The organism is Neobacillus cucumis (assembly GCF_023715505.1).
This window is the reverse complement of record NZ_JAMBOH010000002.1, coordinates 108716-121210: the sequence shown is the minus strand read 5'-3', so window position 1 is coordinate 121210 and position 12495 is coordinate 108716. Positions and strand designations below refer to the sequence as shown.

General features: G+C 40.3%; 8 protein-coding genes and 1 pseudogene. 8 read left to right on the top strand and 1 reads right to left on the bottom strand.

Annotated elements, in window-relative coordinates; genetic code table 11:
• The first annotated feature begins 95 nt into the window (after positions 1–95).
• From M3226_RS03275 to M3226_RS03240, 8 genes and pseudogenes are all read left to right on the top strand, one after another.
• The gene (locus tag M3226_RS03275) at positions 96–1316 is read left to right on the top strand and encodes an ATP-grasp domain-containing protein (protein ID WP_251562553.1); all 1221 of its coding nucleotides are present in this window, start codon (positions 96–98) and stop codon (positions 1314–1316) included.
• Between the two features lie 14 nt (positions 1317–1330).
• On the top strand, positions 1331–3319 hold the full coding sequence (locus M3226_RS03270) for a hypothetical protein (RefSeq protein WP_251562552.1): 1989 nt from the start codon (positions 1331–1333) through the stop codon (positions 3317–3319).
• 104 nt (positions 3320–3423) lie between these two features.
• Positions 3424–4458: pseudogene (gene argC, locus M3226_RS03265) on the top strand (N-acetyl-gamma-glutamyl-phosphate reductase).
• A gap of 12 nt (positions 4459–4470) precedes the next feature.
• Complete coding sequence (argJ, locus tag M3226_RS03260) at positions 4471–5700, top strand: bifunctional ornithine acetyltransferase/N-acetylglutamate synthase (RefSeq protein WP_251562551.1); 1230 nt, start codon at positions 4471–4473, stop codon at positions 5698–5700.
• 16 nt (positions 5701–5716) lie between these two features.
• On the top strand, positions 5717–6490 hold the full coding sequence (argB, locus tag M3226_RS03255; RefSeq protein WP_251562550.1) for an acetylglutamate kinase: 774 nt from the start codon (positions 5717–5719) through the stop codon (positions 6488–6490).
• Positions 6487–7665: an acetylornithine transaminase gene (locus tag M3226_RS03250; RefSeq protein ID WP_251562549.1), complete on the top strand. Its 1179-nt coding sequence runs from the start codon at positions 6487–6489 to the stop codon at positions 7663–7665. Before argB ends, M3226_RS03250 begins: the two co-directional genes overlap by 4 nt.
• A 393-nt stretch (positions 7666–8058) precedes the next feature.
• The gene (locus M3226_RS03245; protein WP_251562548.1) at positions 8059–9888 is read left to right on the top strand and encodes a hypothetical protein; all 1830 of its coding nucleotides are present in this window, start codon (positions 8059–8061) and stop codon (positions 9886–9888) included.
• Positions 9889–10050: 162 nt separating this feature from the next.
• Positions 10051–11655, top strand: coding sequence for an amidohydrolase (locus tag M3226_RS03240; RefSeq protein WP_251562547.1), 1605 nt, complete (start codon positions 10051–10053; stop codon positions 11653–11655).
• A gap of 244 nt (positions 11656–11899) precedes the next feature.
• Here the strand turns inward: M3226_RS03240 and M3226_RS03235 are convergent, their stop codons facing one another.
• Positions 11900–12058, bottom strand: a complete 159-nt coding sequence (locus M3226_RS03235) for a hypothetical protein (protein WP_251562546.1) — start codon at positions 12056–12058, stop codon at positions 11900–11902.
• Between the last annotated feature and the right edge of the window lie 437 nt (positions 12059–12495).

Genomic DNA, 12495 nt, shown 5'->3' with positions numbered 1-12495 from the left:
AATTTATGTAAATCTGAAAATTTAGATATTATTCTTTGCTAGAATAAGGCTGTTATGATCTTTTAATTAATTCAAAAATAGGGAGAGTTATTCAGATGAAACAGAACAAGGGTAAAATAACGGCATTGCTGGGCTGGAGCCTGCACGCAATCGAAGCGATTGACAAAATGAATCGACCGTATGTGGTTGTGGGTCCCCCTGAATTTCAAGAATTTGCTGACACCCATGGTATACATCTTGTCCCATGGGTATTTGAAGATTTACAGATGCGATCAGAAGAACTCTATGAAAAATTAAAGGATCTCAATACTAAAGTTGCCGTACCGATTTACGAGGAAACCGTTGAATGGGCTGGTGCTTTAAATGCAAAGTTACACAAGAACCCACGTATTTTCCATAAATCCCTGCTACTCCGTGACAAAGGGTTGATGAAGCGGAAAGCCCAGATGGCTGGCATCCGTGTAGGAGTATTTGCAGAAGCTGAAAACAAGGATGATATCTATCGATTCTTAAATAGAGTAAACGAGACATTAATTAAGCTTGACGGGGATTTGAATGACCCGATACATGTGAAGCCATTTAATAAAGCTGGTACAGTTGGCCATCGAATGATTCGGGACCGACACGAGATAGAACAAATTTGCGATTCTGAATTTCCGCTCCTTATGGAGAGCCACCTTGATGGTCAGGAATTCTCCTGTGAGGCATTTATACATAATGGGAAAGTAAGGTTCCTAAATATTACCGAATATGTAAAACTTGGTCACTCCAATTTCGTACCTGCTTCCCCTTCGCTTGAAGAATGGCGGCCGATGATTAGGGAAGCGATTGAAAAGCTTGTAGATGCCTTTGAGATCAAATATGGCGTCATACACCCTGAATATTTCATTGCCCCGGATGGAACTTTGAATTTCGGCGAGGTGGCCGCTCGTGTTCCTGGTGGTCATATCTTTGAATTAATCGAAAAGGCATACGGATTCAGCGCATTTCAGGCACAAATTCTTTGCAGCGATCCAGAAACAACCGAAGAAGAACTTGACGCCTTTTTCCCTGAGGAAGTGGTATCTGCAACGGGATATGCAGGCAGCTTGATGGTCTATCCAAATGTAACAATTATTGAAAAACTTAATATCCCTGAGGATCTCAAAAACCATCCTTATTTTGAAAGACATGATATGTTCATTCCTGTTACCTCCAAAGTGGCTGAACGGGTGGGCTTTGGGAACCATTACGGAACGATTTTCTTCACCGGAAATGACAGCGAAGTGATGAGAACCCTCATGAAAAAATATGAAAAATATGATTTTTACCTTTAGGAGGGAACAGTAGGATGACGACCCAGTCAAAAAAGAAAAGGATGAGTAAACTAACCGCTGTCTTAAAAAATAGATTTGAAATCGCCTTAGATAGACTTGAGGAGGCAAAATCTTTCGCGAAAAGCATGTACCAGACAGACGTTTTTCAATTGGCGATTGAACTTGCTGGATCAGAGGATGGACTTGCCATTCTTTATGCAAATGCCCCTCGCTTTGACAAAGCGGGTGTCTTCCTTGGCGGACCATGGGAAGACCCTGCAAAAATGCAGCCCCCACTTGCCGGCGGTTCACTAAAGCTTAAAGGTGTCCAATCCATTATAGAATTGTTAAGTGAAATGAGAATGCTTGCAATTGCCAAAAGGGAATACATTCACGAAAGCTTTAGTGCGGAGGAGGCAGGCGCTTTTTTAAATGAAATCCTTGCACTAAATCTCGACCTTTTATTCCCGCCAGAAACGGAAGAAAACCGCATTCAATTAGATGATCACATAATTCGAGCACAGCGCTTGTTCCAATACCTGGGTCAGGAACTTTCGTTTAAGGCGATTGTTGATAAAATTGCTGAGGAAATTGACCGCCTTACCGTTCAGCGCCCTATTATGACTGGACGGATTTTAAACATGATTCACATGTTTGAACCCTTAATTGAAAGTGTACAGGATGAAAAAACTGCGGAAGCTCTTAAAAAGTACTCGCGTGCTGCCAATGGTCCGACACCACTAAGTAAGGATGTGTCGAATCAAAGGGAATATAGACTCGGATTAGCGGAGGCCTTTGTTGATGAACTTGAGGCTGAATGCAAGATGTTTGCAGGATCAATGAAAGAGACCGGGCTTGTTTCCCCCCATCACGCCGTACTGTTGCGATTCCTGAACCGGAAGAACCCTGACTTGATTCCTACAGCCCTTGATTTATCAGAAACAGGGACTGCTAGCTTTAATGCCAATCGAGACCTGATTCACGATATGATTCAACTGTCTATCTATCCTGAAACTCGGCAAGCAATATATGGCCTGGCAAGAATGCTTGACCGCGGTGTTCTTTCACAAGATCACCTGTTGCCTGCCATTCGCCGTTTGTTTGAACTCCCAATCCATTCTGAGGTCAAGCAAATCCTTTCGAAGCCTGAATTTGAACGGTGCGGTATTAGCCTGAATGGTGTGCTCGTTGCTGGGGTAGTTAGTGTTCTCGGACAGCCGCTTGGTGTTGGACAGGGTCTGAATCCTACTTGTCAGTCAGCAAGAGCCATATCGCTGTGGTCACAGCATGGAATTGGCCAGCTTTTAGAGTACATTGCCCGTGCCGCCCGTGATCATGATATTGACATGACATTTGAGGGTGAGAGCATCCACTCCAGCCTCATTACTGGTGGTGTTGCCGGAGAAATCCACCAGGATTTGGATCCTGTATCGATTGTTCTTGTATCTCACCTCGATAAAATATATAACGAAATGATGAAGCGAACACTCCTGCGCGGAGAAGACGGCCATAAGTGGGTGAACCCGGAATTTTACGGTGAGTGGATTCCTAAGGGCTTTATAAATGTAATTAATCCATTCACACTAAAGGTCGCCAATTATTCCACGTTCGTCAGGCTGTTCTATGCTACCCACCATCCTGAATATAACGAAGGGTACGAATTGATTTATCCAAATCCAGTTGGAATTTTCATCACCAACGTACACGGGGAGCTGCTCGGTCTTCACGCCGTATCGGTTCAAAGGATTAATAAAGACCATAACGGAGATTATCGGATTTATTTTTACAATCCGAACAACGACAGCGGTCAGAATTGGGGACAAGGCATTGAGCCAAGCGTTTCTGGTTTCGGTGAACTTGAAGGTGAATCCTCCCTTTTGTTTCATCAGTTTTTATCTAGAATGTATGCCTTTCACTATAACCCATATGAACAGGGTGATATCTATATGGTTGAGGATAACCTTGTGGAAGAAGTGGAAGCACTGGCAAAAGACAGCTGGGGCAAAAATTATGTATGGGCATAAGAAAACCGCAAGCGTACGGTTAGCAGTGTAGGGACTGGCGCTGAAGCTAGACAGTTCTCAAAGTTAAACCTTTAAATAAACAGATCGTCTCGAGGAGGAGCGTTTTGAAAGTATCTATTATCGGCACTACTGGATATGGCGGTGGTGAACTTTTTCGCTTGTTACATCACCACCCTGTATTTAGTATACACTCAGTGCATACGACAAGAGATGAGACCCCATTATATGAAGAGTTTCCGCAACTATACGGAATTACAGACTTAAAACTCGAGCATATCAATGTTGAAGAAATAGCGAAGCATTCAGATATCGTTTTTATTGCCGCACCTTCAGGTGTATCTAGTAAGCTTGTTCCGGCCTTCTTGGATACAGGCATTCAAATTGTTGACTTATCCGGTGACCTGCGGCTTACCGATGGAGAAGTGTATAGGAAATGGTATAAACACGAACCAGTTAAAAGCAGTTTATTGAAAAAAGCAGTTTATGGGTTGAGTGAATGGAATAAAGAAAACATTATAGATGCGAAATTAATCGCTAATCCTGGCTGTTACCCTACAGCAACGTTATTGGGTCTTGCGCCAGTGGTAAAAGAAGGACTGATTGACCCGGATATGATCATCATCGATGCAAAATCTGGTGCTTCCGGAGCTGGAAGATCTGTATCTAAAAGCCTTCTATTCTCGGAAATTAATGAAAATTTCCGAATCTAAAAGGTAAACGAGCATCAGCATATTCCTGAAATTCAACAGCAATTGAACAAATGGGATGCAGGAGTTTCACCTATTACTTTCAATACCCATTTGCTGCCAATCACAAGAGGAATCATGGCTACCATATATGTAAAGCTTTCAGAAAATATGAATACTGCTAGAATCATTGAATTATATAATGAACAGTATTTGAGGAATCCGTTCGTGAGGATCAGGCAGAATGGAAATTTCCCTTCTGTAAAAGAAGTTTCTGGATCGAATTATTGTGATATTGGCTTACATGTTGACGAGAGAACAGGAAGGTTAACGGTTGTTTCTGTCATCGATAATCTCATGAAAGGAGCTGCCGGTCAGGCGGTTCAGAATGCCAATTTGATGAATGGATTAGATGAGAAAACGGGATTAGAGTCTATTCCCATGTACCCTTAAGGAGGATTTGGAATGCCACTATTGTTAAAGGAAAAAATTGTTGAAATTGAAAATGGGAATATCCTATCACCACAAGGTTTTACAACAGCAGGGGTCCATGCCGGCCTCCGCTATGCTAAAAAGGACTTAGGGGTCATTGTAAGTGAAATCCCGGCTTCAGCAGCAGCAGTTTATACAACTAACCAATTCCAAGCAGCTCCTCTAAAAGTCACTCAAGAAAGCATTGCGTGTGAAGGTCTCTTACAGGCAGTTGTGGTAAACAGTGCATGTGCCAATGCTTGTACAGGAGATAGAGGTTACATGGATGCATTAAAAATGCGTTCCTTAACATCTGAAAAATTCGGTATCAAAGAAAATTATGTAGCCGTTGCATCGACTGGTGTGATTGGTGAGTTTTTAGATATGGAAAAAATCGCAAATGGAATTCAATCCTTGTCACCTGGTAATTCAAATAGTGATGCCGTTGATTTTCAAACGGCTATACTGACTACTGATATTGTGATGAAAAGCTGCGGATACTCAAGCGTAATTAATGGCAAAACCATTACGATTGGCGGAGCTGCAAAAGGATCGGGAATGATTCATCCGAATATGGCAACTATGCTTGGTTTCCTAACTACGGATGCAGCCATCTCCTCTGAGAATTTATCAGCTGCCTTAAAAAGTGTAATCAATCAAACCTTTAATCAAATTACCGTAGATGGAGATACGTCTACAAACGACATGGTTCTCTTTATGGCAAACGGTCTGGCCGGTAATGATCCATTAACACCAGAACATCCTGATTGGGAAACCTTTGTTGAACTTTTAACAAAAGCTTGTGAGAATTTATCCAAGCAAATCGCAATGGATGGAGAAGGTGCTACTAAGTTAGTTGAAGTGGAGGTTCAAGGTGCTGACACTCCTGAAGAGGCAAGATTTATCGCCAAACAAATAGTCGGGTCAAATTTAGTGAAGACTGCGATATTTGGAGCAGATTCCAACTGGGGAAGAATTATTGGAGCGATTGGGCAGACAAATGCTTTAATTAATCCAAATTCAGTTGATATCGCCATTGGTCCTATTAAGATGCTTCAAAATAGTGTACCTTGTGTGTTTTCCGAGGACGAAGCACGAAGCTATTTAAATCAGCCATTTATAAAAATATTCGTTGAACTGCATGTAGGGAACGGAGCCGGTAAAGCATGGGGCTGTGACCTATCTTATGACTATATCAAAATCAATGCCAGCTATCGTTCATAAGGATCGGTGATAATAGGTGAAATATATTGTGATCAAATGCGGCGGAAGTGTGTTAGATGAGTTAACCTCCTCTTTCTTTACAAGTCTTTCCGAACTGGAAAAGCGTGGTTATAAACTAGTCTTTGTTCATGGCGGCGGCCCTGATATAAATGACATGCTAGACTTATTTCGTGTAAAACCTCAATTTGTAAATGGGCTTCGTAAAACAGATGAGCAAACACTAAAAATTGCTGAAATGGTTCTTTCCGGTCAGACGAATAGAAAGCTTGTGGCCATGCTTCAGCAGTACCAATTCTCTGCGATTGGGATCAATGGAAGTGATGGTGGTTGTTTACAGGCTAATTATATAAACCGTGAACAACTAGGGTTTGTTGGAAAAATCAGTAAAGTAAATACAGAATTCTTTGAACTTGTCGTTAATCGGAACTATATCCCTGTTATTACCCCGATAGGAATAACCGAAAACGGTGAAAAACTTAATATTAATGCAGATTACGCAGCTGCAGAGGTGGCTAAAGCCCTTCATGCAGAACAATGCATATTTGTTACCAACGTGGATGGAGTATTCATTGAGGGCTCACTCGCCTCCTCCCTTTCCAAGCAAGAGGTTCATACCTTTATTGAAAATGGAGAAATAAGCGGCGGAATGATTCCAAAAGTTCAATCGGCCCTGAATGCTGTGGAAGAAGGCGTCGAAAGCGTCATGATTGTGTCTGGAAAAAATACATTTTATGAAAATGACCAATGGCGCGGTACTAGAATTTATCAGAAGGAGCCGATCACAAATTGAGTCACTTATTTCCAACTTACGCACGCTGGGAGATTGAACCGGAATCAGCCATCGGCAGTACAATGACAGACAAGACTGGCAAAAGATATCTGGATTTCACTTCAGGAATTGGGGTCTGTAACCTTGGACACCGCCCTAAAGATGTGGAGGAAGCTGTACGTAATCAACTTAATCAATTTTGGCACGTTTCAAACCTGTTCCAAAGTAAAAATCAACAGACAGCAGCAAAAATGCTTGCCGAAGCTTCCGGACTGGATCGGGTTTTCTTTGCCAATAGCGGCGCAGAAGCAAACGAAGCAGCCATTAAGCTCGCACGTAAAGCAACAGGAAGAACGAAAATTATCTCCTTTAAGAATTCCTTTCATGGCCGGACTTTTGCGACGATGTCAGCAACAGGCCAAGACAAAATAAAGCATGGATTTGGACCAATGCTCGAGACATTTGTATATGTTTCTTATAATGACATTGAAGCTGTTAAAAGTGAAATCGGAAATGATGTAGCCGCTGTTATGAGTGAGGCTGTACAGGGTGAAGGCGGAATTCATGTAGGTGATAAGGATTTTTTACAGGGTGTTCAAGAGCTCTGCAGACAACATGGTGCCCTTTTCATCATTGATGAAATCCAAACTGGGATTGGCCGTACAGGGAAACCATTTGCATTTCAACATTTTGACCTATCCCCCGATCTTGTTACATCAGCTAAAGGATTAGGAAGCGGATTTCCTATCGGCGCTGTAATAGGGAAAGAAAAATATGAGCCATTTTTTGGTCCTGGAAGTCACGGATCGACCTTCGGAGGAAATCCAGTCTCGATTGAGGCAGCTATTGCTACAATGGATGCTATTTTTAAAAAGAAATTTTTAGGGACGGTTATTGATAAAAGTGAGTTTCTCTTTAGCCAACTACGGAGTAACCTAAACCATTTAAATATTATACAGGATATTAGAGGTATTGGATTGATGGTTGGAATTGATTGCAAGGTTCCCGTGCCACCGCTTTTAAGTGAGCTTCGAAAAATGGGGCTACTTGTATTGCCGGCAGGAGAAAAGGTCATCCGGCTATTGCCTCCGCTAACTGTTTCAAAAGAAGAACTGAAATATGGTGTTTATATTATAAAAGAAATTCTGGAAAAAGAATCCCTGGCAGCCGATAAGCAGGAGATTATTATTAAATAACCAAAACAACTAATGGACCCGAGATAATTTCGTGGTCCTTTAGTTGTTTGGGCTTGGTTAAAATAATATTAAATCGCAATATTAACAAATAGAAGTGTGTTATCACCTAAAAAAAAGATATTATCAATTGCTATATTCACTATTCTGTGTTAAATTAATCAATAATAATTTGAATTTAATAAATATTCCAATAATTATTTGTTTGAAACTTAACTCTCCTGTCATTTGAATATCTTCTGTTCGGCTGGTAATGTGGTCGATAAATAACTAGCTAACAACCACACCACTTCCCGGTCTCAGCGTTCTATTTGTTTTTTTCTCCACATTAGTTATTCTCTATTTATTTTGTCAATATGATACTGTAAAGGCAAAAAGCAGAGAAGGGATGGATATATGGGACTTTTTCTATTTACTTCAGAGGATTCGTTTCAAAGGGCCTTTTATCAGTTATGGAAAACTTCCGCATTAACTAAAAGTTTATTTCAACATGCAGTTTTTGAAGAAGCTGCAGCCCTTCTCAAGGAACCTTACGGATTGGATACGATATACAAATATGCACATCTCTTTGATGAAGCCGGGGTATTTGCAGGGAAGCCATGGGAGAATGTCCGCAAGCTTAATCCCCCTCTAGTTAGAGGTACTTTGCATGCCGGCGGATTCATTGCAGCAGCTGAAGCAATGAGCAATCTCAGAATCCTCTCCATTGCCAGAGGTGATTATGAGCATCCAGAAATGTCTGCTAAAGAAGCAAGTGAATTTTTGACAAAGGTCATGGCTTTAAATCTAGACCTCCTTTTAATGAAGGAAACCGAGGAAAATCGGGTAACACAGCTTTACAAGGACAAACAGGCTTCTGAAATTCTAGGATTTATCTCAGACCATTGTTTTTCTTCCCATGTTTTTCAAACTTTGTATCAGGAAGTAGATAATCTCGCTGTCCAAAGGCCTATCGTAACAAACAAAATCCTGAAATTAATTGCCAATTCTAGAAGATTAGCCAACTGCCAAAAAGTTACGGATTCAAGTTTAATGAATTACGAAAATGCAGTCTATTCTCCATCGAATTTGGCATCCGATGCTAGGGAAAGTTATGAAAATAAATTGAGGGCCAGTAATGATTTATTACTTATCAAGGAAGCCGAGCAGCTGCGTGAATCCATGAAGGATACTGGTCTTGTTTCGCCCTTCCATGTATTATTTTTAAAATTTATAAATAAAGAAAAGCCAGATTTGCTGCAGAGCTTGTTGGCTGTGGACAATACAGCTAGAGAAAACCTTCGCTCGAATTTGCCTTTTGTGTCTTCATTAATCACTTCAGCCGTTACAATGAATACTAGGAGAAGCATTTATGGTTTAATGTGCCTTCTGCAACGGAATGTTTTTACGAGCGAAATGATAAGTGAACTAGAGAAACTTGTAAAAGTTCCTATACACGATCGGATTAAGAATAGGCTTATAAACGTTTATAAAATATTAGATTTATCTGCACTTCGTTCTCTTATTGTCTCAGGAATGATTAGTGTCTTAGGGCAGCCCCTAGGTATTGGCCAAGGTTTTAACCCAACATGCCAATCAACAAGGGCACTCAGTTATTGGTCACAAAAGAATCCTGTCACGCTGCTCAAATTGTTTAATGATTTTGTGGAACATGGAAAAATCACGATTCCTTTTGAGGGAAGACCGATATCTTCAGATGCGCTTCCGCAAGTCTCACTAGACGATGAGGATAATATTGATACCGTCTCACTACTCTTGATTCCTCATCTTGATTCTATTTATTTTGAAATGTTAAATGCTGCCAATGGACGCGGGCAGGATCCCCATAAGTGGATCAATCCCTCTTTTCATATAAATGGAGTTTGGAGCGAGTTTTCGGATATCTATAGTGACTCAGACTTTAAGGTACGGTTTTATCGGTACTATCACCCTTCGGAAAATCCAAATGTTAATGAAGGACTTCCCCAGCCGGCAGGGATTACCATTTACAATCAATCTGGTCAAGTGCTTGGTGCCCATGCAGTACTTATTCAAAGAGTCTGCCATGATCCTAAAGGCTGCATTCGTGTTTACTTTTATAATCCAAATAATGATAGTCTTCAAGTATGGGGAAACTCTATTAGAACAAGTGTTACAGGGAATGGTGAGCGTGATGGAGAGTCGTCCCTCCCTTTTGACGATTTCCTCTACTTCTTATATGCATTTCACTTTCCAAAACAAGAGTAATACCTCTCACATGTTGTTAGTAGTTATCCCTGCTATTTGTTTTAAACCCTAGGTTACTTCAATAGGAGTCATCTAGGGATTTAAAAAATAATCCCCAGCTTTTTTATAAAATCTTTTAATCCCTTTTACTAGATTAAAACTTTTAGAGAGGAAGAATATCCAATGACGATTCATAAACAATCTGTCCGGACTTTTATCAATGGGAAAATTTTCACCGCTAATCTGGAACTACCATATGCAAGCACCATGATTGTGCGCGACGGCAGCATTGCGTGGATTGGTGAGGCATCAGATTTAGAAAACATTGAAGGAGATTGTGTGGATCTTAAAGGTCAAAGAGTGCTTCCTGGTCTTATTGATGCCCATATGCATCCTTTGTGGCTGGCGAATGCATCCACCCAAATCGCCTGCACCCCTCCATTAGTCAATTCCATAGCAGATTTAATTGAACAAATTCGGAATTCATGCCAATCCAATGAAACAGGTAAATGGATTGAAGGCTGGGGTTATGATGAAGGGAAATTATCAGAAGGAATAGCGCCAACACGCTGGGATTTAGATGAAGCCGCAGCGGATATTCCGATTATCATTAGTCGGACATGTACCCACATTGCTGTAGTTAATAGCAAAGCATTGGAGTTAGCAGGTATTACTAGAGATACCCCCGATCCACCGGGTGGAAAAATCGACCGTGATCAAAATGGTGAACTAACAGGAATTTTACGTGAAAATGCAAAAGATCTCGTCCATCGTATTATGCCTGCAAAATCTCTTGAAGAAAACGCTGCGTCACTTGCAGAATTAGGTGATTTTCTGCTTTCACATGGAATTACTGCCATTACAGACCTTTCGAGCAGAACCGAGCCGATTGATTACCTAGAAATGTATCAAACAGCTGTCGAAAAAGGACTAAACCAACGTACTGTTCTCTATTATCTGTGGGATGATTTGAAGGACAAACCTTTATTGTTACGAGATAAAATCAAAAGAGAAAATCAAATTCACATTGGCGGTATTAAGTTATTTTCAGACGGAAGTGTCTCTGGAAAAACAGCATGGGTCAATCCCCCTTTTTTAGGGGAAGAAGAAAATTACGGTATTCAAACGACTACAAAAGAAGAGTTATTAGCTGCAGCAAAAGCAGCCGAACAGAACGATATTCAATTAGTTGTCCATGCAATGGGCGAGCAAGCAATCGAATTAATCATTGACACTTTCTATGGCAAAAAAGGCTGGCTTACCGATGGTCCTTCTATTAGGATTGAGCATGCAGCAATGCCAACACCTCAGGCTATTCTGCGTGCTGCTGAAACGGGCATTGCCTTTGTGACACAGCCCATATTTGTTTTTGCAGAAATTGAGAGCTATTATAAGAACCTCGGATTTGAGCGTACAAAGGAAACCTATCCGATTCCATCCATGCTGGAGGCAGGGATAAAAGTGGCATTTTCTTCCGATGCACCAGCTACTGCCTGGGCTGATCCCGTAAATCCATTTGTCGGGATCAAATCTGCTGTGACGCGCTTGGCTTATGATGGTGCAGATACTGGACAAAAACAAAGGATTGATGTAATTACCGCCATCATGCTTTACACAAAATCCGCTCAAGAAATCACACGGATTCCCCATGTTGGGCAGCTTGCAGTTGGCAATCATGCTGACTTTATTGTGCTTAATCAGGATATCTTGGAAATTAGCATTGACATGATTGATACCGTTCTGGTTCAAGAAACTTATTTGGCTGGAAATTTAGTTTTCCAAAGATAGTCTTTTCGGTAGGTAAAATTGCTTTATGCTGATAGTTGCTTCTTAATCCATATTTCTTTAGATGCCCTTCTGACTGTATCCATGTAAGTGGTACCCTCTATATGGGTACAGTCTCAAAGTAAGAATATGCTTAATAGGAACGAACACTATACTAGCCATTTATACAGCCATTAGAATAGAAAACACTTCTCACTCTAAAGAGGCTTATCTTTCTCTGTTATAAACCATCCATCACGTTTTCTTTCTATATTAAAAAAATCCTCATCAAATTTTTCTCTAAGTACACTTTATATTCCTCGTTTTCATATTCCTGTGCAACTTTAATTTTCTCTACTGTTATTTCTGGTTTTTGGACTTCAAAAATTAGGTTATCAATAATAAAAAAAGTTTTCTGACGTTCCATTTTCCCACTTCCTTCACCTAACTATTTCATACATATAAAATTTGTCAAATATGAATGAAACCCTTTTTAATTTTTTTGTAAAATTCAAGCTCTAATTTTACGTAGTTTTTACAAAAAATCACCAAAAAAAATCGAATCCTCCAGTAAGTTAAGGAATCAACTTGGACATTTCAAACCAACTAACTATTTTAAGTCGTTTATATACTTTTTTAATCTATAATCTGAAAAAGATCTTTGCAATATCACTGTTTTTCATTCTTCCACCGAACAAATGTCTATTTAGACCATACGCAAAAATGGGAACATCCTCTCCGTATGTCCTTTTAATGTCCAGCCTGTACTCGAATAGTGGTTGAGGTTAATCAATGCTTGCTGTATCTTCTACTTCCATTTCTAACGTTGATTGTATAAGTTTCAAATCCGCATAATAAAGAGAA